Raw genomic sequence first — 22835 nt, 5'->3', positions numbered from 1 at the left:
AGCCGCAATCCTGCCCTTTAACGTTCAGCCCAAGGAGGTGCCCGATGGCGCCGATCAATTCAACGGCGGCGGTGCTGCCGGCCAACGGCCTGATCCAGGCCCAGGCGCGCTTCGTCAGGCCTCGACAGTTGGCCCTGCGCCCGGGGCTGGTACTGGCCGCGCTGTTTGTCGCGCTGCTGGTGCTGGCGGCGCTGCAGCCAGGTTGGCTGGTGTCCGCCGACCCGCTCGAGGCCAGCGCCCGCCAGGCATTCCAGCCACCGAGCAGCCTGCACTGGCTGGGCACTGATGAGAACGGCCGCGACATCCTCGCGCGGCTGGTGCATGCCGTGCGCCCGTCGCTGGTGCTGGGCCTGAGCGCCACGGCCCTGGGGTTGTTGCTCGGCACCGTGCTGGGCTTGCTGGCCGGGCTCGGGCCCCGGCTGGTCGACGGCGTGGTGATGCGCCTGGTCGATGTGCTGCTGGCCTTTCCCGACCTGCTGCTGGCACTGGTGATCATCACCTTTTTTGGCCAGGGCGCGCTCAACACCATCATCGCCGTGGGTATCGCCAGCGTGCCGCGTTATGCGCGCCTGGTGCGTGCGCAAACCCTGGTGGTGCGCAATGCCGGCTATGTCGAGGCGGCCACCACCCTCGGCCTGCCTCGGCGTCAGGTGATCTGGCGGCATGTGCTGCCCAATGCGATCAAGCCGATCTTGATACTCGCCACCATCGGCATCGGCAGCACCATCGTCGCCGGGGCCGCCTTGAGTTTTCTCGGCTTTGGCGCGCCACCGCCAGAGCCGGAGTGGGGCGGCATGCTCGCCATCGGCCGCAACTACCTGGCCAACGCCTGGTGGCTGGTGGCCTGGCCGGCACTGGCCATCACCCTCACCGTAGTCTCGATCACCGCCATCGGCCGCGAACTGCTGCGCCGCAACGAAGGTAAACGCCTATGAATGCTGTTATCCAACACCCCGCGCCACTGATTGAGGTCAGCGACCTGCAGGTGCGCTTCGGCCAGGGCGTGCCGGTGCTCAAGGGCATCAGCTTCAGCCTGCAGCAGGGCGAATGCCTGGCGCTGGTGGGCGAGTCCGGCTCGGGCAAGAGCGTCACTTCGCGCACCCTGGCCGGGCTCACCGGTGCCCATGCGCAGCTGCAGGCCAGCCGCCTGGCCTTCGCCGGGCAGGACCTGCGTCAGTTAGACGAGCGTGCCTGGCGCCGGGTGCGCGGTGCGCAGATCGGTTTTGTCATGCAGGACGCCCTGGGTTCACTCGACCCCCTGCGTCCGGTCGGCAAGGAGATTGCCGAACCCTTGCAGTTGCACAGCGACCTGAACCGCGCACAGCGCCAGGCGCGCGTGCTTGAACTGCTGCGCGCGGTCGGCGTGCCGGAGCCTGAGCTGCGCGCCCGCCAATACCCCTGGCAGCTTTCCGGCGGCTTGCGTCAGCGTGCCTTGATCGCCTCGGCCATCGCCTGCAACCCGCGCCTGCTGATTGCCGATGAGCCGACCACGGCGCTGGACGCCACGGTCCAGGCCCAGGTCTTGAGCCTGCTCGAATCCCTGCGTGGCGACAGTACCGCGATGCTGATCGTCAGCCATGACCTGGCGGTGGTCTCGCGCTTGGCCAACCGGGTGGCGGTGATGCACAACGGCGTAATCGTCGAGCAGGGCAGTGTCGAGGCGGTGCTGCAAGACCCGCAGCACCCCTATACCCAGTACCTGCTCAAGGCTGGCGCCGCCGTGCATTTTCGCCGGCCGCAGGCGCCGGCGTTGGCGGCGGTCGCACCTGCGGTGGTGGAACGCAGCGCGCCGCTGTTGCAGGTGCAGCAGGTGAGCAAGGCCTTCAAGGGCCCGGACGGCACCTGGCGCACCGTGGTCGATCAGGTTTCGCTGCAACTGCACAAGGGCCGCACCTTGGGCATCGTCGGCGAGTCGGGCTCGGGCAAGACCACCCTCACCAGGATGATCCTCGGCCTGGAAACCCCCGACAGCGGCGAGATCCAGATCAAGGGCCGGCCCTGGTTGCGCCTCGATGACCAGGAGAAACGCCAGTTGCGCCGCAGCATCCAGGTGGTGTTCCAGGACCCGCTGAGCTCCTTCGACCCGCGCTACACCGTGCAGCGCGTGCTGTTCGAGGCGCTGCAAGTGGCCGGGCACCTGCGCGCGCAGTGGCGCCAGCAGGCCGTCGAGCTGCTGACCTTGGTGCGCCTCGACCCCAGCCTGCTGGAGCGCCGCCCGATCGAGCTGTCTGGCGGCCAACGGCAACGCATCGCCATCGCCCGCGCCCTGGCCGCGCAGCCGCAGATTTTGGTGTGCGACGAGCCGGTGTCGGCGTTGGATGTGTCGGTGCAGGCGCAGATTCTCGAGCTGCTCGACGACCTCAAGCAGCGCCTGGGCCTGGCCTGCCTGTTCATCTCCCACGACCTGGGGGTGATCAACCATGTCAGCGACCAGGTGCTGGTGATGAAAGACGGCGTGGCGGTGGAAAGCGGCGCCGTGCGCGATGTCTTCGACCGTCCGCAACACCCCTATACCCGTGCCTTGCTCGATGCCATCCCGCACCTGGAAAGCGGCCGTCGAGTCAGTTTCGAATTTCTCCGCCTGGCGATCTGATCGCCTGATCCGCACAAGGAAAGTCCATGCCTGGTTTATCCGCAGTACCCCGTGTTGAGCAGCGCAACCTCGACGACCTCAAGGGCAATACCGAAAACCTCTTGGCGCTGATTGCCGCCGGCGCCGCGCAACGTGAACGCGAGCGCCAGCTGCCCTATGAAGCGGTCCGCCAGATTGCCCAGGCCGGGCTCTACACCTGCCGTATTCCGCAGGCGTACGGCGGCCCGGGTGGCAGTGTCAGCGATGTGATCGGCCTGCTGCTGCGCATCGCTTCGGTGGACTCCAACGTTGCCCAGGCGTTGCGTCCGGGCTTCGGCTTTGTCGAGGGCTTGTTGTCTTCGACCGCCGACGGTGCCGAAGCCGAGCGCCAGCGCTGGTTCGCCCGCTACCTGCAAGGCGCGGTGCTGGGCAATGCCGGTTGGGAAGTGGGTGGCGCCAATGGCGCGATCAGCGCGCGCATCGTGCGCGAGGGTGAGCATTACCGCGCCAGCGGCAGCAAGTACTACAGCACCGGCGCCCTGTACGCCGACTGGGTCAGCGCCGTGGCCCTGGATGAAAACGATCAGCCGGTGTCGTTCGTGCTGCCGCGCGAGCGCCAGGGCCTGGAATTGCTCGACGATTTCGACGCCATGGGCCAGCGCCTGACGGCCAGCGGCACCACGCGCCTGAACGATGTGCTGGTGTACGCCGACGAGATTCGCACGCGCACCGTGGAGGAGGGCAAGCGCACCATCGTCACGCCGTTCTTGCAGTTGTTTCTGGCCACGGTGCAGGCTGGCATCGCCCGCAATGCCCTGGACGATGCCAGCCGCTTTGCCCGTGAGCACGCGCGGCCGATCAAGCACAGCAGCGCCACGCGCTCGATGGATGACCCGTACGTGCAGCTCAGCGTTGGTGAAATCGCTGCCCGCGCCTTTACCGCCGAGGCCGTGGTGCTGCGCGCTGCGGCGTCGATCGACCGCGCCTGGGACGCCGGCCTTGACCCGCAACAGGTCGACCAGGCCGCCATCGACGTTGCCCAGGCCCAGTACATTGCTGCCGAATCGGCGCTCAAGGCCGCCGAATTGCTGTTTGACGTCGGCGGCGCCTCGACCACCGGCCGCAGCCACAACCTCGACCGCCACTGGCGCAACGCGCGCACGGTCGCCAACCATAACCCTCGGTACTGGAAGGCCGCGGCGGTCGGCGCCTGGCAGCTGACCGGCACACCGCCACCGACCTCGGGGTTGTTCTGAATTGGGCAGCGTGCAGGCGCCTTTGCTGAGCCTCAGCACCTGGCAATCACGGCGAGTACCGATAATCATCGGCTGTGCGCTGCTGATGGAGCTGATCGACTCCACCGTGGTGATGACCGCCTTGCCGCAGATGGCCAGCGAATTCGGCGCGCCGAGCGTGCGCATGAACCTGGTGGTGTCGCTGTACCTGCTCGCCGCCGCCTTGGCCGTGCCGGTCAGCGGCTGGGCGGCGGACCGCTATGGGCCACGGCGGCTGTTCGTCCTGGCCATCGTTCTGTTCACCCTGTCGTCGCTGGCCTGCGCCCTGGCCGGTTCGTTGCTGCAGCTATGCCTGGCACGCCTGTGCCAGGGCGCGGCGGGGGCGATGATGGTGCCGGTGGGGTTGATGATCCTGCTGCGCTGGTCGCCGCGCGAGCAACTGCTGGGCAATATGTCCTACCTGACCATCCCACCGCTGGTGGGGCCGATGCTCGGGCCGCCCCTGGGCGGTTTGCTGGTGACCCTGCTGTCGTGGCAATGGATCTTTCTGGTCAACCTGCCCATCGGCGTGCTCGGGGTTTACCTGGTGCTGCGGCATATTCCCGATTACCCCGGCGACAGCCGGCAACGCCTGGACCTGCGTGGCTTGCTGCTGGCCAGTGTGGCCCTGGCGTCACTGGTGTTCGGCTTCGAAGCCTTGGGCCATGGCTTGCTGGCGCGGCATTGGGTGCTGCTGCTGTTGCTGCTCGGGCTGTTGGCGGCGCTGCTGTATGTGCGCCATGCGCGCCACTGCGCCCAGCCGCTGCTGGACTTTGCGCCGTTGCGCGTGCGCAGCTTTGCCTTGAGTTTCTGGGGCGGCAACCTGTTTCGCCTGGGCACGGCGGCGCAGCCGTTCTTGATGGTGCTGTTGTTCCAGCTGTGTTTTGGCCTGAGCCCCTTGCATGCCGGCTTGCTGACCTTTACCGGTGGCGTCGGCGCCTTTGTGGTCAAGCTGCTGGCGGTGCGCATCGTGCGCCGCTTTGGCTTTCGCCGTACCTTGAGCGTCAATGCGTTGTTTACCGGCGTGAGCCTGGGCGCCTGCGCCAGTTTCAACCTCGACACGCCGTACTGGCTGGTGGTCTTGATCCTGTTCGCCAGCGGCCTGATCCGCTCCTTGCAGTTCAGCGCCATGGGCGGCTTGACCTATGCCGATGTCCCTGCCGAGCTGCACAGCCGGGCCAGCAGTTTGTCGGCGGCGACGGTGCAGTTGGCCATGAGCGTGTCGGTAGGCGTGGCGGCCTCGCTGCTGAGCGTGCTGATGAGCGTGAAGGGCGAGCAGTAGGTGGCGGTGGCGGATATTGCCCTGGTGATTGGCGTGTGTGCGCTGGCGTGCATGGCCTCGGCGCTGGTGTTTCGCAAACTGGCGCCGGATGCGGGAAGTGAGATCTACCGCTGACCTTTTTTCGCCTGGACTGCGACCGCTGCGCGCTCGATCGCCGGCAAGCCCGGCTCCCACAGGATTGGCTGTGGTCATGAAATAGGTGCAGTACCTGTGGGAGCTGGCTTGCCAGCGATGGGGCCAGTCCAGCCAGCACATCATGCGGCGTCTGGATTACGACCGCTGCGCGCTCGATCGCCGGCAAGCCCGGCTCCCACAGGATTGGCTGTGGTCATGAAATAGGTGCAGTACCTGTGGGAGCTGGCTTGCCAGCGATGGGGCCAGTCCAGCCAATACATCAGGTGGTGTCTGGATTGCGAGCGCTTCGCACTCGATCGCGGGTCGAGCCCGCTCCCACAGGATTGGTGCAGGACCCGCGATGAGGCCATTAGATGGACAGGTTCAGTACCCGCTCGCCCTGGGTACTCCCCGCAGGCTGCCTGCGGTTCACCGCCAGCTCGCCCATCTTGATCAGGCGCGTGCGGGTGACATTGCGGCTCAAACCCAACAAGTTCGCCGTATGCACCTGGTTGTAATGACTGAACCGATACGCCGCGCGCAACAGCGCATCCTCGACCTTCTCGTGCAAGGCACCCGCGGGCTGCTCGAACAGCTTCTGGAACGCCCGCTGCAGCAGCCCTTCAGCCGAATCATCGGGGCCAGGGCTGTCGTCGGCGCGCTCGATGCGCATGTTCGACAGGCGCAGGTCGTCCTGGCGGATCACCCCGTCGCGGCAGATCAGCAAGGTGTGATGGATGACGTTTTCCAGTTCGCGGATATTGCCCGGCCAACCGTAACTGCACAGCTTGGCTTCGGCCTCGCTGCTAAGGCTGACGTCGCCATAGCCCAGGCGCTGGCTGTAGGCCTGGATGAAGTGGCGGGTCAGCGGCAGGATGTCACCCGGGCGCTCGCGCAGTGGCACCAGTTCCAGGCTGACCACGTCGAGGCGGTAGTACAGGTCTTCGCGAAAGTGCCCGGCGTTGATGGCTTTTTCCAACTGCACGTTGGTTGCCGCCAGCACCCGTACATCGATGGGAATGCTCTTGCGCGAGCCCAGGCGCACCACTTCACGTTCCTGCAACACGCGCAGCAGCTTGACCTGGATCGGCATCGGCAAGTCGCCGATCTCATCCAGGAACAAGGTGCCGCCATTGGCCTCTTCGAACCAGCCGGCCTTGGAACCGAGGGCGCCGGTGAACGCGCCTTTTTCGTGGCCGAACAGCTCGGCCTCGACCAGCGATTCGGAAAACGCCCCGCAGTTGACCGCGACGAAAGGCTTGTCGCGCCGCCCGCTCAAGTTGTGGATGTGCCGGGCCACCAGCTCTTTGCCGGTGCCGGTCTCGCCGATGATCAGCACGCTGGCTTCACTTGGCGCGACCCGTTGCAGGTGCGCCAGCAAGGCCCGCGACTTGGGGTCTTCGAACACCTGCGCCGTGGCGCGGATCGAGGTGGCCAGGGCCGGGGAGGGCGGTAGGGTCAACAATTGCATGGCGGTCACACTATGAGTAGAAGGTCGGAGTCGGCAATTGCCCGCGCAGGGCCCATTCACCGAGTTCGTGCAGCTTGTAGTCGAGCGGGTCGTGCAGGCTTTGCGTGCGCAGGTTGCGCCAGTGCCGGTCGAGGCCCACCGAGGCCTGGGTGGCACGGGCGCCGGTAACCTCGAAGACCTTGCTGCAGATCTCCAGGCCATCCCGGCTGGCGGCGACCTTGGCGGTGGCGATGGTCACCGCCAGGCGCCCGCGCTGTTCGGCACTCAGCGCCGCGCCCTTGGCCCAGGCCTGGTCCAGCGCCTGGGCGGCCTGCTCGACCAACAGGCGTGCACCCTGCAGGCGCACCCAGAAGTCACCGAAATGGTTGAGTACATAAGGGTCGGCGCTGCTCTGTTCGGCCGCTGACTTGAACCACGGCCGCGATTCGCGCAGGGCGTAATGCCGGGCCTCCTCGAAGGCGCCTTCGGCGATGCCGAGGAAGATCGTGGCGAAATGCAGTTGGGCAATCAGCGGCCGCAGGCAGGCGAACGGTGTGCTCAAGGGGCCGGGGTTGAGCAGCAGGTCGCTTTCTTCCACCCGTACCCGTTCGAAGGTGGCGCTGCCGCTGTCGGTCTGGCGCTGGCCCATGTTGTGCCAGTCGTTGTGCAAGGTGATGCCGGTGCGGCCACTGGGAATCGCGGCGATCAACAGCTTGCCGCCGGCGTTCTCGTCGATTGCCGAGGCGATGAGCATCTCTGAATCGCTGGCGCCGGAGCAGAAGCTTTTTTTGCCGGAGAATTCACGAAAACTACCGCGGTCCTTGACCACCGTGCGGGTGTCCAGGGGGTTGAGGGCATTGCCCCAGAACCAGCTTTTGCGCGCGGTCAGTTCGAACCAGGGCTGCCACTGCGCCGGGGTGGCGAACAGGCGCACGGTGGCGAGCATCAGGTGATGAAAGCCGAACACATGGGCCAGCGAGCTGTCGACCCGGGCGAACTCACGTACCACCTCGAAGGTTTGCGACCAACTGGCGCCCAGGCCGCCGAAGTCGCGGGGGATACTCAAGGCCAGCAGGCCGCTGCTGCGGATGGCATCGCGTTCGGCCTTGGGCGTACCGCCCAGGCGGTCGCGCTCGACCGCGGTGCGGGCGAACTCATTGGTCAGTTCCCGCGCGATTTGCAGAGGGGTCGATGGCGTGCTGTGCAAAGGTTGCGCTCACTTGCTCTATGAGGGTGGCACTGATGCTAAGGGATCTAAAAAACTGAAAATAAATAACTTATAGGACTTTCGATATGTCGATTTACATATCTCTTTTAGTTCTATATTTGTACTTATTTATTCTTTTTAATTTTATCTGCTCGGGCGCACTCTGTACCTCAAGCACTGCGCGGCAGTGCACCCCAGGACGAGGAAGCAGCGCATGACCATCAAGGCGATCAACGTACGCAATCAGTTCAAAGGCACGGTCAAGGAGATCATCGAAGGCCCGGTGGTATCGGAAATCGATGTGCAGACCTCCGCAGGCATCGTCACCTCGGTGATCACCACCCGCTCGGTGCACGAGCTGGAACTGCGGGTCGGCAGCGAAGTGATTGCCTTCGTCAAATCCACCGAGGTGTCGATCGCCAAGCTATGAGGCCTTGCCCGCCAGCTGAAAGCGACACACCTGACCACCACGCAGCATGCATTCCAGGTGCTGCACATCCCCGCCACCCAGGCTGCCGATCAGCGCCAGGTCGAGCTCACAGACTTCAGGGTGAGCCTCGGCCAGCTGATGGAACACGCAGTTGTGGGCGATGATCTGCGCCGGGCCCCCGGAGCGGAAAAATACCTGGGATTCGTAGCCGACTTCCTTCATCTCATCGATGCTCATGTCCGTAGCCCGATAGAGCAGGGCGGTGAGCAACGCCTGTTGGGTGTGGCCAAGGCCTTCGAACATCAGTCGACCTCGCTCAGAACTTGTCCGGGAACTGCTTGACCAGCGCCGCCGTCAAGGCATCGGCAAGGCTGAGGATATGCTCGCGCATGTGCTGCCAGCAGGGTATTGAGTGTCGCTTCTGGCAGGTAGGGGTTGGCACTGGCAAGGAACTTGGCCAGGGCCTTGGCGTTGTTGCTCAGATCGGTTACAGCATACAAATATGTTGTTATTGCCCGGGCTGCCAAATGGTCGCTGCCCGCCGACGGGCGGTGGGCAGCGGTTTCGGCCGGCTCAGCTTTTGGCCGCTTCCGGCAGGATCATGTGGCTAGGCGCTTGCGCCGCCTTGCCGCGTGCCACGCAGTAATACAGCACGCTCGGCACCACCAGGCCGATGATCCACGACAGGTCGACACCGCCCAGGTGGGCAACCATCGGGCCGGTGTAGAGCTTGGTGGAAATAAACGGCATCTGCACCAGCACGCCGACGGTGTAGACGATGATGCCCGGCAGGTTCCAGCGCCCGTAGCGGCCGTTGGGGTCGGCCAGCGCCGGCACGTCGTAGCGTTCCTTGGTGATGAAGTAGTAGTCCACCAGGTTGACCGCGCTCCAGGGGACGAAGAAGGTCAGCAGGAACAGGATGAACGACTTGAACGCCGCCAGGAACGAATGCTGGCCGAGCAGGGCGATCAGGGTCGAGGCCCCGACGATGGCCAGGACAAAGAACAGGCGCTGGCGGCGCGTCACTTCGATGTGCCCGCGAAAGCCACTGATGATGGTGGCGATGCACATGAAGCTGCCGTAGGAGTTGAGGGTGGAGATGGTCACCTTGCCGAAGGCGATGCTGAAGTACAGCAGCGCGGCGGTCGCGCCGGTACCGCCCAGGCCGACGATGTAGGCCACTTCACGGCCGGAGAACTGGCCGTTGGCAATGGCCGCAGCGAACACCCCGAGCACCATCGATGCCTGGGCGCCGACCACCGAACCCAGGCCTGCGGCGAGGAAGGTCTTGAACGATGAGGTGTTGCTCGGCAGGTAGCGCGAGTAGTCGGCGACATACGGGCCGAAGGAGATCTGCCAGGACGCCGACAGCGACACCGCGAGCAGGAACGAGGCCCAGGTGAAGTGGCGGTTTTCCAGGAGCTGGCCGATGTCGCTGATGACCATGATGCGGCTGAACAGGTAGACGAAGGCGATGATCCCCAACACGCTGGCGACCCGGCCGATCCAGTGGATCATACGGTAGCCGAACACCGTGGCGAGGACGATGACCCCGGCGAAGATCAGGATGCCGGCACTGTCGCTGACGCTGAGCAACTGGCCGATGGCCTGGCCCGAGAGCACGGTGCCGGTGGCGGTGAAGCCCAGGTACATCAGGCACACCAGGGCAATCGGGATGGCCGCGCCATACACGCCGAACTGCACGCGGCTGGAGATCATCTGCGGCAGGCCGAGTTTCGGCCCCTGGGCGGCGTGCAGGGCCATGACCGCGCCGCCGACCAGTTGGCCGAGCAGCAGGCCGATCAGCGACCAGAACACATCGCCGCCGAGCACCACGGCCAGGGCCCCGGTGACGATTGCGGTGATCTGCAGGTTGGCGCCCAGCCACAGGGTGAACTGGCTGTACAGGCGTCCGTGTCGTTCGTTTTCCGGGATGTAGTCGATCGAGCGGCGCTCGATCAGGGGCTTGCTGCGCGAGGCATTGGCCTGGGTCATTGCTCGGGATCTCCGCCTATTGTTGTGTTGTCGCGGTCGGGTCGCCAGTCGATCGCAAGTGGGCGACTGAAACAGATATGAGCATGTATATACAAATACGGTCAAGTGAAGGTGTCGGCTTTGATGCACCCATCCGTCGCGATAGGTGGGTGCGATGATTTCGGGCATAAGGTTATGCTGTTGCGAAATATTACAAAGCCGGTGAGGGAACAATGCCATTAAAGGACTTGCTGTTGGCGCTGGTGGTGATCGTCGCCTGGGGCGTCAACTTCGTGGTCATCAAGGTTGGCCTCGATGGCCTGCCGCCGATGTTGCTGGGGGCCTTGCGCTTTGCCCTGGTGGCGTTTCCGGCGGTGCTGCTGGTCAAGCGCCCGCAATTGCCCTGGCGCTGGCTGATCGCCTATGGCGCGACCATTTCCCTGGGCCAGTTCGCCTTTCTGTTCGAGGCCATGGGTAACGGCATGCCGCCGGGCCTGGCGTCGCTGGTGCTGCAATCCCAGGCGTTCTTCACCCTGTTTTTTGCCGCGATCTTTCTCGGCGAGCGGCTGCGCGCGGCCAGCGTGCTGGGCTTGCTGGTGGCCGCCGGCGGCCTGACCCTGATCGGCAGCGAGAACGGCGCCAGCGTACCGTTTTTCGCCTTGCTGCTGACCCTGTGCGCCGCGTCGATGTGGGCCATGGGCAATATCATCACCCGGCGTTTCGGCAACATCGACCTGGTGGCTCTGGTGATTTGGGGTGGGCTGGTGCCGCCGCTGCCGTTCCTGGCACTGTCCTGGTGGCTGGAAGGTCCCGAGCTGATTGAACGCTCGCTGCGCGGCATTGGCTGGAGCTCGATTTTGTCGCTGGCGTACCTGGCTTTTGTAGCCACCATGCTGGGCTACAGCCTGTGGAGCCACCTGCTGTCGCGTTACCCGGCGGGCAAGGTGGCGCCGTTCTCGCTGCTGGTGCCGGTGGTGGGCCTGAGTTCCTCGGCGCTGCTGCTGGATGAGCGCCTGACACCGCTGCAAGGCTGGGGTGCGTTACTGGTGATGGCCGGGCTGTTGGTCAACGTTTTCGGCCCGCGCTTGCGCCAGCGAATGCTGGCCCGGTTGGCCGATTAGGGCAAAGCATGACCGCCGACAATGTTTGCTCGGCGCAGGGTGGTTAGCGTCTTGTGGGTTGTGCATTGGAAGGCACGGCTCTAATATCCAAGTGTTTTCTTGTGTTATTGCGCTCAACCACCACGGACGTACAAATGGATTTGCATACTTCCCTCTGGCTGTTCCAGGCCGTTCAGGCCATTGGCCTGAGCCTCTGGCTCTGCATCGCGGTACTCAACAACCTGCAGGCGTTTCGCGCCTCTCTCGGTGCGGTCGGCGCGACCATGGCGATGGCGCCGCTGCGCCAGGCACCGACCATCGACTTCCCGCTGTTGTCCCGGGCCCTGCATTCCACGGCTGCACATCGAATCGCCCTGGTGGTCGTGCTGGTGCTACAGGTCGCGGCGGCAGCCACTGCCCTGATCGGCAGCTACGCCCTGCTGATCGGCGCGGGGCTTGAGGCGGCGCGGCCCTGGCTGAACCTGGCGCTGAGCGCGTTTCTCGGTTTTACCTTCGCCATGCTGCTAGGCGGCCTGTGGTTCGGTTACTGGATTCGCCAGGAGGGGTTGCAACTGACCCATCTGGTACTGGTGCTCTGGGCCTTGCTGGCCTTCGTGGTGTTCAACGTGCAGTGGGCCTGAGGCCAGCCTCACAGGGAGTGGTGGATGAACAGCAAGAATCTCGCGCTTGGTACGCTGCTGGCGGGTGCCGCCCTGGCGGTGCTGGTGGTCTGGCAACAGGCGCACACCGCACAGGCCTCGGCACCGGCGCCGCGGACGCTGGTCAAGGTGGCACTGGGCACCGTGCAGCGCGGTCCGGCCAATGGTTTTTTCGCCGGGGTCGGCGAGCTTGAGGCGGCGCGCCAGGTGCTGGTCTCGGCCGAAATCGGCGGGCGGGTGACACGCATCAACTTCGTCTCCGGGCAGAAGGTGCGCCGTGGCGACGTACTGCTGACCCTCAACGATGCCCCCGAGCAGGCCGAGCGCATTCGCCTGCAGGCGCAACTGCACAACGCCCGGATCAACCACCGCCGGGTGCGCGACCTGGTCGCGGAAAACGCCGCCACCCAGGAGCAGCTCGACAACGCCCTGGCCGCACGCGACATGGCCAGCGGCGAGCTGGCGCACACCGAGGCGGTGATCGCGCAGAAGACCATCCGCGCGCCATTCGACGGCGTGCTGGGCATTCGCAAGGTCAACCAGGGGCAGTACCTGAATGTCGGCGATGCGATCGTCAGCCTGATCGACACCCGCACCCTGTATGTGAACTTCTCCCTCGACGAGCAACTGAGTATCCACCTCGCACCCGGGCAGCCGGTCGACGTGCTGCTCGATGCCTATCCCGAGCGCAGCTTCCAGGCGCGCATCAGTGCCATCGACCCACTGATCGACCGTTCGCGCACGGTACAGGTGCAGGCGACCCTGGATAACGCCGATGCGCTGCTCAAGGCCGGCATGTATGCCAGCGTCAAGGTTGCCGACCCGCAGGTGGCCGAGGTGCTCAGCCTGCCGGAAACCGCGGTGACCTATACCGCCTACGGCGACACGGTGTTTCTTGCCCGCCATGACGAGCAGCAGCAGGCGCTGGTGGTGCAGCGGGTGCCGGTGAAGATCGGCGAACGCCAGGATGGCCGGGTGATCATCCTTGAAGGGCTGCGGGAGGCCGACCAGGTGGTGACCTCCGGGCAGCTCAAGCTCAGTGACGGGGTCGCGGTCGAAGCCACCGAAGACACCCTGCAAGCCCCGGCGCTGTCCGGCTCCTGACCGATTGCCCAGAGACCCTTAGATGAAATTCACCGATCTGTTCGTGCGTCGGCCGGTGCTGGCGCTGGTGGTCAGCATCCTCATCCTGCTACTGGGCATCCTCTCCCTGCGCCAGCTACCGATCCGCCAGTACCCGATGCTGGAGAGCTCGACCATCACCGTCACCACCGAATACCCCGGCGCCTCGGCCGAGCTGATGCAGGGCTTCGTCACCCAGCCGATTGCCCAGGCGGTGTCGTCGGTCGAGGGCATCGATTACCTGTCGTCGTCCTCGGTGCAGGGCCGCAGCCTGGTCACTGTGCGCATGGAGCTCAACCGCGACTCCACCCAGGCGCTGACCGAGGTCATGGCCAAGGTCAACCAGGTGCGTTTTCGCCTGCCCGAGCAAGCCTATGACCCGGTGATCGAACGCTCGTCCGGCGAGTCGACGGCGGTGGCCTATATCGGCTTTGCCAGCAACAGCCTGTCGACCCCGGCGATGACTGACTACCTGGCGCGGGTGGTCGAGCCGATCCTGACCACCATCGACGGTGTGGCCAAGGTCCAGGTATTTGGCGGCCAGACCCTGTCGATGCGCCTGTGGATCGACCCGGCGCGCCTGGCCGCGCGCGGCCTGACTGCCGCGGATGTGGCCGAGGCGGTCAGGCGCAACAACTACCAGGCGGCGCCCGGCAAGGTCAAAGGCCAGTTCGTGGTCTCCAATATCCGCGTCAATACCGACTTGACCAGCGTCGGCGAATTTCGCGAGCTGGTGATCCGCAACGACGGCAATGGCCTGGTGCGCATCAAGGATGTCGGCACTGTCGAGCTGGGCGCCGCCTCGGTGGAAACCAGCGCCTCCATGGACGGCGTGCGCGCCGTGCACCTGGGCCTGTTCCCGACCCCCGGCGGCAACCCGCTGGTGATCGTCGACGGCATCCGCAAGGTGCTGCCGGACATCCGCAAGACGCTGCCGCCGGACGTCAAGGCCGAGCTTGCGTTCGAGACCGCGCGCTTCATCCAGGCCTCCATCGACGAAGTGAGCAAGACCTTGCTCGAAGCGCTGCTGATCGTGGTCATCGTCATCTACCTGTGCCTGGGGTCGCTGCGCACTGTGCTGATCCCGGTGGTAACCATTCCGTTGTCGATGCTCGGTGCGGCGGCGCTGATGCTGATGTTCGGCTTCAGCCTCAACCTGTTGACCTTGCTGGCCATGGTCCTCGCCGTCGGCCTGGTGGTGGACGATGCCATCGTCGTGGTCGAGAACGTCCACCGTCATATCGAAGAGGGCAAGACCCCGGTGGCCGCGGCCCTGGTGGGGGCGCGGGAAGTGGCCGGGCCGGTGATCGCCATGACCATCACCCTGGCTGCGGTGTATGCACCGATCGGCATGATGGGCGGCTTGACCGGTGCGTTGTTTCGCGAGTTCGCCCTGACCCTGGCCGGAGCGGTGGTGGTGTCCGGTGTGGTGGCCTTGACCCTGTCGCCGGTGATGAGCTCGTTCCTGTTGCAGGCCAAGCAATCCGAAGGGCGCATGGCCCATGCCGCCAACCGTTTTTTCGACGCCCTGGCCAGACGCTACAGCCGGGCGCTGGAATTCTCCCTGGCGCGGCGCTGGCTGAGCGCCGGGTTTGCCTTGCTGGTGCTGCTCAGTTTGCCCTGGCTGTACGGCCTGCCTCAGCGCGAGCTGGCGCCGACCGAAGACCAGGCCGGGCTGCTGACCGCGATCAAGGCACCGCAGCACGCCAACCTCGAATACGTCGAGCGCTTCGCCGACAAGCTCGACCAGGTCTACAAGCGTCTGCCAGAAACGGTCAGCACCTGGATCATCAACGGCAGCGACGGCCTCGCCTCGGGCATCGGCGGTATCAACCTGTCGCTGTGGGACGAGCGCGAGCGTACCGCCTCGCAGATTCAGGTCGACCTGCAGGCGGCGGTCAACGATGTCGAAGGCACCAGCATCTTCGCCTTCCAGTTGCCGGCCTTGCCGGGTTCCACCGGCGGCTTGCCGGTGCAACTGGTGCTGCGCAGCTCCCAGGACTACCAGGTGCTGTACCAGACCATGCAGGAGATCAAGCAAAAGGCCCGGGACAGCGGCTTGTTCGCCGTAGTCGACAGCGACCTGGACTACAACAACCCGGTGGTTCAGGTGCGCGTCGATCGGGCCAAGGCCAACAGCCTGGGCATTCGCATGCAGGACATCGGCGAGTCGTTGGCGGTGCTGGTGGGCGAGAACTACTTGAACCGCTTCGGCCTCGAAGGGCGTTCCTACGATGTCATCGCCCAGAGCCCGCGTAGCCAGCGCCTGACCGCGCAAACCCTGACCCGCCAGTACGTGCGCAGCGAAGACGGCACGTTGGTGCCATTGTCGACCGTGGTGCAGGTGTCCGAGCAGGTCGAGCCGAACAAGCTGACCCAGTTCAACCAGCAGAACGCCGCCACCTTCCAGGGCATCCCGGCGGCCGGAGTGACCCTGGGTGATGCGGTGGCATTTCTCGATCAGGTGGCAGCGTCGCTGCCGGCCGGCTTCAGCTACGACTGGCAATCGGATGCACGCCAGTACACCCAGGAGGGCAGTGCGCTGATGCTGGCGTTCCTGGCCGCGGTGATCGTCATCTACCTGGTGCTGGCGGCGCAGTATGAGAGCCTGGTCGACCCGCTGATCATTCTGATCACCGTGCCACTGTCGATCAGTGGTGCGTTGATCCCGCTGGCGCTGGGCTACGCGACGGTGAACATCTACACCCAGATCGGCCTGGTGACCTTGATCGGCCTGATCAGCAAGCACGGTATCCTCATGGTCGAATTCGCCAACACCCTGCAGGAACACGAGCAGCTCGACCGCGCGGCGGCGATCAGCAAGGCGGCGCAGATTCGCCTGCGGCCGATCCTGATGACCACCGCGGCCATGGTGGTCGGCCTGATCCCTTTGCTGTTCGCCTCCGGTGCCGGTGCCAACAGCCGCTTTGGCCTGGGGTTGGTGATTGTCTGCGGGATGTTGATCGGCACCTTGTTCACCCTGTTCGTGCTGCCCACGGTGTACAGCCTGCTGGCGCGCAAACACGCAATCGCCGCGAGTACACCGCGTGCGGTGTCCCTGGCTGATGCGCTGAGGAGCGAAGGATGAACAGAGTGAACCTGGCCCTGGCCTGTGTGATTTCGAGCCTGGCCCTGGCGGGCTGCAAGGTCGGCCCCGACTATGCAAAGGCAACCCCTGCGCCCATCCCCTTGAGCACGCCGCAACAGCAGCAGTTCGCCCAGCAGGCGCAACTGCCGGCGCAGTGGTGGTCGTTCTTTGAGGACCCGCAGCTGAACCGCCTGGTCGACACCGCGCTCCAGCACAACCACGATATCCGCCAGGCCCAGGCCAACCTGCTGGCGGCGCGGGCGCTGTTCGATGACCGGCGCCTGGACCAGTACCCGGGCGTTACCGCACGCAGCGGCTTCAGCCAGAGCCTTGAGCAGCAGCAACCGGCCGATGGCAGCGACCCGCAGCGCATGTTCTCGCGCAGTTATCGCGCAGGGTTTGACGTGCAGTGGGAGATCGACCTGTTCGGCCGCTTGCAACGCCTGACCGCCGCTGCCGAGGCGCGCTCGGAGGCGGCGCGCGCCGACCTTGAACAGATGCGCCTGAGCATCGCCGCCGAAGTCGCCCGTGCCTACTACCAGCAACAGGGTTTGCACCGCAGCCTGGAAGTGGCGCAGGCCCAGGTCGAGGCCTGGCGCGAAACCCTGAAACTCACCAGTGCCCAGGTGCGTGCCGGCAGCGGTCAGTACGAGGACGAGCAGAACGCCCATGCCAATCTGCTGCTCAGCGAAGCGGCGGTGCCGCCATTGCAGGCATCGATCCAGGAGGCAGGGTACCGCCTCGATGTGCTCACCGGGCGCGCGCCGGGCCTTGCCGAGGCGTCAGGGCAAGCACGCTTTCTGCCACCGCTGGCGCGACAACTGCCCTTGGGCGATGTCAACGCGCTGATCAACAACCGCCCGGATGTTGCCAGTGCCGAGCGGCAACTGGCAGCCAGCAGCGAAGACGTTGGCGTGGCCACCGCCGAGCTGTACCCGCGCCTGGACCTGGGCGGGTTTATCGGCTTCTTCGCCTTGCGCAGTGGCGACCTGGGCAGTGCCGCGCGCGCTTATGAGCTGGCGCCGACAGTCACCTGGCCGGCGTTGCGCCTGGGTAACGCCAAGGCTCGCTTGCGTGCTGCGCAGGCGCAGGCGCAAGGGGCGCAGGCGCGCTATGAGCAGTCACTGTTGCTGGCCCGCGAAGAAGTGGAAAACGCCGTCACGCGCCTGGCGCGCAACCAGACCCGCCTTGGTGCGTTGATGCAATCGGCGGCGCATGGCGCCGATGCCATCGACATCGCCTCCAAGCGCTATCGGCGAGGGGCGGGTACCTACATGGCGGTGCTGGAAAACCAGCGCGCGTTCTTCTTGATCAAGCGTGAAGTGGCAGAGGCAGAGACCGCTTCGTACCTGAATGCGATTGCGCTGTACAAGGCGCTGGGCTGGGGGAGTGGCGCGGTGCAGTGATCGGCTCATCGCGGGTCCGGCGTACAGCGATCGATTGTGGGAGCTGGCTTGCCAGCGATGAGGCCGGTCCAGTCAGCACATCAGTGATGCCTGACTTGCGACCGCTGCGCGCTCGATCGCCGGCAAGACCGGCTCCCACAGGTTCGGTGTACAGAGATCGATTGTGGGAGCTGGCTTGCCAGCGATGAGGCCGGTCCAGTCAGTACTTCAGTGTTGCCTGACTTGCGACCGCTTCGCGCTCGATCGCCGGCAAGTCCGGCTCCCACAGGTTTGGCGTACAGCGATCCATTGTGGGAGCTGGCTTGCCAGCGATGAGGCCGGTCCAGCCAGCACATCAGTGTTGCCTGACTTGCGACCGCTGCGCGCTCGATCGCCGGCAAGTCCGGCTCCCACAGGTTCGGCGTACAGAGATCGATTGTGGGAGCTGGCTTGCCAGCGATGAGGCCGGTCCAGCCAGCACAACAGTGTTGCCTGAATTGCGACCGCTTCGCGCTCGATCGCCGGCAAGTCCGGGTCCCACAGGTTTGGCGTACAGCGATCCATTGTGGGAGCTGGCTTGCCAGCGATGAGGCCGGTCCAGCCAGCACAACAGTGTTGCCTGAATTGCGACCGCTTCGCGCTCGATCGCCGGCAAGTCCGGGTCCCACAGGTTTGGCGTACAGCGATCCATTGTGGGAGCTGGCTTGCCAGCGATGAGGCCGGTCCAGTCAGTACTTCAGTGTTGCCTGACTTGCGACCGCTTCGCGCTCGATCGCCGGCAAGTCCGGCTCCCACAGGTTTGGCGTACAGCGATCCATTGTGGGAGCTGGCTTGCCAGCGATGAGGCCGGTCCAGCCAGCACATCAGTGTTGCCTGACTTGCGACCGCTGCGCGCTCGATCACCGGCAAGGCCGGCTCCCACGGGTTCGGTGTACAGAGACCGATTGTGGGAGCTGGCTTGCCAGCGATGAGGCCGGTCCAGTCAGTACTTCAGTGTTGCCTGACTTGCGACCGCTTCGCGCTCGATCGCCGGCAAGTCCGGCTCCCACGGGTTCGGCGTACAGCGATCCATTGTGGGAGCTGGCTTGCCAGCGATGAGGCCGGTCCAGTCAGTACTTCAGTGTTGCCTGACTTGCGACCGCTGCGCGCTCGATCGCCGGCAAGTCCGGCTCCCACGGGTTCGGTGTACAGAGATCGATTGTGGGAGCTGGCTTGCCAGCGATGAGGCCGGTCCAGCCAGCACATCAGTGTTGCCTGAATTGCGACCGCTGCGCGCTCGATCGCCGGCAAGTCCGGCTCCCACGGGTTTGGCGTACAGCGATCCATTGTGGGAGCTGGCTTGCCAGCGATGAGGCCGGTCCAGCCAGCACATCAGTGTTGCCTGACTTGCGACCGCTGCGCGCTCGATCGCCGGCAAGTCCGGCTCCCACAGGTCCGGGGTAAAGAGGTTCTTTGTGGGAGCGGGCTTGACCCGCGATGGGGTCGTTCAGTCTGCCGCCAACCCATTGGCCAGCAACTGCGCCTTGAGCTGCGGCCGGTAATTGCGCGCATAACAGCGGCCGATAGTGCTCGACCAGTTCTGCCCTTCGACTCGCCCGGCGAGCTGCCAGTGTTCCATCAGGGCCGCATCGTAAGCCTCGATTGCCGCCGGCAATGCCTGGGCGTCATAGCGCTCGTCATGACGAAACGAAGCCAACGGCAAGCGCGGTTTTTGCAGCGCCGGCTGCTGCACGTAACCCAGCGCAACCCCGCACAGGGCAAAGGATTTTTCCGGCAGGCCAAGCAGCTCGATCATGCCGCTGGCATTGGCGCGAATGCCGCCCACCGGCACCACGCCCAAGCCCAGTGAACGCGCAGCCGTCATCAGCGTCGAGAGGATGATGCCGCCATCGGTGCAAGCGGCAACCATGCCTTCCAGGTGCTGGTGAATGCACTGCTGGTCACCGCTCAGGCGCGCCGCCAGTGCGGTCTTGTAGAAGTCCACCACCAGGGTGATGAACACCGGTGCCGCGGCAATCCACGGTTGCCCGCCGGCGAGCTCGGCGATCTGGCGGCGGCGCTCGGCATCGCGCACCACCACGGTGGAAATGTGCTGGGCGTTGAACGAGCTCGGTGCCTGGTGGGCGGCCTGGAGGATGGCGTCGAGCAGGCTGTCGCTGATCGGCCGGTCCTGGAAACTGCGCTCGCTGCGATGGCTGGCAAGCAGCTCGATGGTCGGGTTCATGCTGGCCTCATTCCTTAAGGACTTATGAATTCACTGCGCGGGCGCCGTCCTCGGCAAGACCCGGTACACGCAGCGTCGGTCACCTGATATCAGATGTTCACAGCGCTCGACAAGCGCCTGTTCACCCAGCACCGACTGGAAGATCTGCAGCTCCGAGCGGCAAAACCCCTGGCATCGTGACGCCGCGGCACAGATCGGGCAGTGGTTTTCGATGATCAGCCAGCCGTTGTCGCTTGCGACCATTTCCGCCATGTAGCCAGCCCGTTCGCGCAGCTGCACCAGGGTCCGCACCTTGTCTTCGAGTGTTTCGGCCGGGCTGCAGGCCTGCAGGTATTCGCTGCGGTTGGCGTTTTCCATGCGGGTGATGAGTTGATCGACCCCCTCATGGCCGAACACCTGCTCGACCGTCTCGATCAGCTGCAGGGTCAGCACGCTGTGGGCGTCGGGGAAGCGCCGCTGTGCAGCGTCGGTCAGGGTCCACTTCTGCGAAGGGCGGCCAGCGCCTTTGGCCGGGGCGCTGATGCCGACGATCAGCTCGGCGGCCTGCAGCTTCTGGATCTGCTGGCGCGCGGCTTCGAAGGTGATCTCCAGCAGGCTGGCAAGGTCGGTGGTTTTCAGCGCGCCACGGGTCTTGAGTAAAAACAGGATACGGTCGGCGGTGGAGTTGGCGTCGGCGGCAGGTGCAATCATCGTGTGCAGATAACCATGCGAATAGGCGTTAACGGTCGACCTGTGGCGCCATCCATTGCGCAGGTAACGAGCTCGAGCATAGCCCGTTTTAGCACTGCACCGATTATTTGTAAAAGGTATTAGCTACAAAGTTTAAAGCTCAAAAAAATATAAAAGTTCGAATTTGTGTTTTCCCCGGCAGCGACTAGCCTGAGATCTTAGTCTGCGTCCGTGGCAGCAGTGAGCACCGCCAATGGCCAGAACTTGCCGTGCAGGCAGGCCGTGGGCTTGGAGCATTTAGGGAATGAAACTCAACAGGGAAGTGAGTGTATGAATGCGCAAAAACCGGTGACCATCTATGAGCACGCCGAAGAGGCCAATACCCTCGACGGTGTGTTCGACCTAGTGAAACTCTCCGACCAGTATCGCCAGTCGGCCATCCTCCACGCGGCAGTCGCGCACAAGGTCTTCGACCATACCCGCCAGCCGGTCAAGGCCGAGGTGGTCAGCCTGGCGCTGGGCTGGGTGGCCAACAAAGGCAAGATCTTCCTCAATGCCCTGGTTGCCATGGGCCTGCTGCAAAAAACCGACAAAGGCTTTGTCAACCAGCCGTTGAGCGAGCGCTTCCTGGTCAGCAGCAGCGGCGAATTCATCGGCCCGATCATTGCCCACCAGCGCCTGCAATGGCAGAACTGGCCGCGCCTGGGGGAAATTCTCAGCACCACCCAATCGCTGGATTTCCAGCAGGAAAACCGCTTCAAGCATGACCTCGCTGCCCGTGATGCCTTCAACGATGCCATGGTCCGCTTCAGTCAGCCAATGGTCGATGTGCTGCGTGAGCTGTCAGTCTTTGACCAGGCGAACAAGGTCATCGACCTGGCCGGCGGCCATGGCACCTACATCGCCGAGATCGCCCGTCGCCACCCGCAGGTCAGCGGTGAGATCTGGGACCTGGACGCCACCCGCCAGGCCGCCCAGAGCACCATCGGCAAGTACCGGCTCGAGCAGCGCCTGAGCTTCAAGGAGCGCAACCTGCTCGACCTTGCGCGTTATCAGGACGCGCGCGCCGATGTGGTGATGCTCAACGACTGCCTGCATTACTTCACCCGCGAGCAGACCACTGCGCTGATCAAGGGTGCCAGTCAGTTGCTGGAAAACAACGGCGCCTTGCTGATCCTCAGCATGACCCTGGACGAAGACGAGATCCACCCGGCGCTGTCGGCGGATTTCTCCCTGCACATGATGGTCAACACGGTGAATGGCGAACTGCATCCGACCCGCTGGCTGGCAAAACAGATGCAGGACCAGGGCCTGAGCGTCGACCAGGAGCCGATTGGCCGCTATACCCTGCTGGTCGGACGGAGGGCCAACTGATGCTCAAGTTCATCGTTCTGCACTCGGCCAACCCGGACGGCCGTACCTTGACCCTGATCGGTGAGCTGGGCCAGGTGGCCAGCGCCGCCGGTTTCGAACTGCACGCCACGGCGCAACTGGCTCGCCAAGGCGAGGCCGATGGCCTGATCGTGCTGCTGGCTGGCGAACAGGAGGCGGCATTGGGCGCACAGCTCAAGGCGGCCGAGGCCCTCTACCGCAATACGGCGGTGACCCTGGTACGCCTGGCCGACGGCCAGGGCAGGGTGCCTGGCGCAGACGCCATCAATCACCAGTTGTTGCAGGCTGCGGTGTGCTTCGTCTATCCCTATGGCCTGACCCAACTGGATAAGCCGCTGGCCAGCGAAGCGTTGAAAAGCTGGCTTGCGGGGTATGCCAAGTTCACCGCCGCGGTAAAGATGTGGCGTGCCCTGGAAGGGGTATCGCTCGATGCTGCGGCGCTGGCCCGCCAGCAGCCGCAGCTCAATCACATCAACATCCTGGCTCGCGACCTGCAGGTGTCTCAGGCCTTCTACCGCGACATCTTCGGCGCACACTACTGCTACAACCTTGGCCCGCGCAAAGTGGTGATGGAACTCAACGGCTTTGACTTCTTCATCGAGCAGAGCGCCGAGTTCAACTACCCGCCGGGTTATCACATCGGCATTCGCGCCTTGCCCGAAGACGTCAAGCGCATCGCCGAGCGGGTCACGGCCAATGGTTCGATCAAGCTGGTCAAAGGCAATGGCCCGGCGCCGGGCTATCACCATGGCCCGGACAACGTACGCAGCGCCGTGTACTTCAAAGACCCCGATGGCCTGGTGGTCGAAGTCTATAGCGCCGAAATCGAGATGATCGAAACCAACCGCCGACTGCTGCTCGACCAGCTCTGAGGCTAGCCCTGGGTACTGCGT

Annotated in this window: 18 protein-coding genes and 1 pseudogene; 12 read left to right on the top strand and 7 right to left on the bottom strand. The window is 64.6% G+C overall.

All coding sequences use genetic code 11. From position 1 onward, the window contains the following. Window positions 1-44: 44 nt before the first annotated feature. Genes KHO53_RS00290 through KHO53_RS00275 form a run of 4 tightly spaced genes read left to right on the top strand, consistent with a single transcriptional unit; the run spans window position 45 to window position 5128 of the window. Window positions 45-935, top strand: a complete 891-nt coding sequence (locus KHO53_RS00290) for an ABC transporter permease (RefSeq protein ID WP_010222348.1) — start codon at window positions 45-47, stop codon at window positions 933-935. After that, complete coding sequence (locus tag KHO53_RS00285; RefSeq protein ID WP_010222347.1) at window positions 932-2593, top strand: dipeptide ABC transporter ATP-binding protein; 1662 nt, start codon at window positions 932-934, stop codon at window positions 2591-2593. The genes KHO53_RS00290 and KHO53_RS00285 overlap by 4 nt, the downstream gene beginning before the upstream one ends. Window positions 2594-2619: 26 nt before the next feature. Next, complete coding sequence (locus tag KHO53_RS00280) at window positions 2620-3828, top strand: acyl-CoA dehydrogenase family protein (RefSeq protein ID WP_213569795.1); 1209 nt, start codon at window positions 2620-2622, stop codon at window positions 3826-3828. A 10-nt stretch (window positions 3829-3838) separates the two neighbouring features. Beyond that, window positions 3839-5128, top strand: a complete 1290-nt coding sequence (locus KHO53_RS00275) for an MFS transporter (protein WP_502937669.1) — start codon at window positions 3839-3841, stop codon at window positions 5126-5128. A gap of 484 nt (window positions 5129-5612) precedes the next feature. On the opposite strand, the gene KHO53_RS00270 is transcribed toward KHO53_RS00275, so the two are convergent. Both KHO53_RS00270 and KHO53_RS00265 read right to left on the bottom strand, forming a co-directional pair. Next, the gene (locus KHO53_RS00270; protein WP_010227094.1) at window positions 5613-6713 is read right to left on the bottom strand and encodes a sigma-54 interaction domain-containing protein; all 1101 of its coding nucleotides are present in this window, start codon (window positions 6711-6713) and stop codon (window positions 5613-5615) included. Between the two features lie 10 nt (window positions 6714-6723). Then, on the bottom strand, window positions 6724-7899 hold the full coding sequence (locus KHO53_RS00265) for an acyl-CoA dehydrogenase family protein (protein ID WP_010227093.1): 1176 nt from the start codon (window positions 7897-7899) through the stop codon (window positions 6724-6726). 214 nt (window positions 7900-8113) lie between these two features. Between KHO53_RS00265 and KHO53_RS00260 the strand changes: the two genes are divergently transcribed. Further along, window positions 8114-8329: a TOBE domain-containing protein gene (locus tag KHO53_RS00260; protein WP_010227092.1), complete on the top strand. Its 216-nt coding sequence runs from the start codon at window positions 8114-8116 to the stop codon at window positions 8327-8329. On the opposite strand, the pseudogene KHO53_RS00255 reads toward KHO53_RS00260, so the two are convergent. The 3 genes and pseudogenes from KHO53_RS00255 to KHO53_RS00250 form a co-directional block, all read right to left on the bottom strand. Beyond that, window positions 8324-8545, bottom strand: a pseudogene (locus KHO53_RS00255) (helix-turn-helix transcriptional regulator); the annotation flags it as partial. The gene KHO53_RS00260 and the pseudogene KHO53_RS00255 overlap by 6 nt on opposite strands. 100 nt (window positions 8546-8645) lie before the next feature. Further along, entirely contained in the window at window positions 8646-8771 is a 126-nt protein-coding gene (locus tag KHO53_RS25755; RefSeq protein ID WP_257792416.1) for a hypothetical protein, read from the bottom strand. A 131-nt stretch (window positions 8772-8902) separates the two neighbouring features. Further along, window positions 8903-10324: a purine-cytosine permease family protein gene (locus KHO53_RS00250; protein WP_010227090.1), complete on the bottom strand. Its 1422-nt coding sequence runs from the start codon at window positions 10322-10324 to the stop codon at window positions 8903-8905. Between the two features lie 212 nt (window positions 10325-10536). On the opposite strand from KHO53_RS00250, the gene KHO53_RS00245 reads away from it, so the two are divergent. The 5 genes from KHO53_RS00245 to KHO53_RS00225 all read left to right on the top strand — a co-directional run bounded on the left by KHO53_RS00245 (window position 10537) and on the right by KHO53_RS00225 (window position 17678). Further along, a complete protein-coding gene (locus tag KHO53_RS00245) occupies window positions 10537-11424 on the top strand; it encodes an EamA family transporter (protein WP_036996208.1) in 888 nt (295 codons plus the stop codon). Window positions 11425-11558: 134 nt separating this feature from the next. Then, entirely contained in the window at window positions 11559-12044 is a 486-nt protein-coding gene (locus KHO53_RS00240; RefSeq protein WP_036996206.1) for a DUF2165 family protein, read from the top strand. A 24-nt stretch (window positions 12045-12068) separates the two neighbouring features. Then, window positions 12069-13166, top strand: coding sequence for an efflux RND transporter periplasmic adaptor subunit (locus tag KHO53_RS00235; RefSeq protein WP_100782457.1), 1098 nt, complete (start codon window positions 12069-12071; stop codon window positions 13164-13166). A 22-nt stretch (window positions 13167-13188) separates the two neighbouring features. Beyond that, entirely contained in the window at window positions 13189-16272 is a 3084-nt protein-coding gene (locus tag KHO53_RS00230; protein ID WP_010227082.1) for a MexW/MexI family multidrug efflux RND transporter permease subunit, read from the top strand. Further along, the gene (locus KHO53_RS00225) at window positions 16269-17678 is read left to right on the top strand and encodes an efflux transporter outer membrane subunit (protein WP_010227081.1); all 1410 of its coding nucleotides are present in this window, start codon (window positions 16269-16271) and stop codon (window positions 17676-17678) included. Before KHO53_RS00230 ends, KHO53_RS00225 begins: the two co-directional genes overlap by 4 nt. Before the next feature lie 1465 nt (window positions 17679-19143). Here KHO53_RS00225 and KHO53_RS00220 read toward each other — a convergent pair. Then, window positions 19144-19881 (bottom strand): nitroreductase family protein, encoded by a 738-nt coding sequence (locus tag KHO53_RS00220; protein ID WP_010226769.1) that lies wholly within the window; start codon window positions 19879-19881, stop codon window positions 19144-19146. A gap of 30 nt (window positions 19882-19911) precedes the next feature. After that, a complete protein-coding gene (locus KHO53_RS00215) occupies window positions 19912-20571 on the bottom strand; it encodes a helix-turn-helix transcriptional regulator (protein ID WP_010226771.1) in 660 nt (219 codons plus the stop codon). A 309-nt stretch (window positions 20572-20880) separates the two neighbouring features. Between KHO53_RS00215 and KHO53_RS00210 the strand changes: the two genes are divergently transcribed. Further along, window positions 20881-21924 carry a methyltransferase gene (locus KHO53_RS00210; RefSeq protein WP_213569794.1) on the top strand — a complete coding sequence of 348 codons (1044 nt, stop codon included), beginning with the start codon at window positions 20881-20883 and terminating at the stop codon, window positions 21922-21924. After that, the gene (locus KHO53_RS00205) at window positions 21924-22814 is read left to right on the top strand and encodes a VOC family protein (protein WP_213569793.1); all 891 of its coding nucleotides are present in this window, start codon (window positions 21924-21926) and stop codon (window positions 22812-22814) included. Before KHO53_RS00210 ends, KHO53_RS00205 begins: the two co-directional genes overlap by 1 nt. Window positions 22815-22835: the final 21 nt, after the last annotated feature.

It is taken from the genome of Pseudomonas sp. RC2C2 (assembly GCF_018390435.1).
GTDB classification, from domain to species: Bacteria; Pseudomonadota; Gammaproteobacteria; order Pseudomonadales; family Pseudomonadaceae; genus Aquipseudomonas; species Aquipseudomonas donghuensis.
The sequence above is the reverse complement of the archived record's forward strand: the minus strand, read 5'-3'. Positions and strand labels throughout refer to the sequence as shown.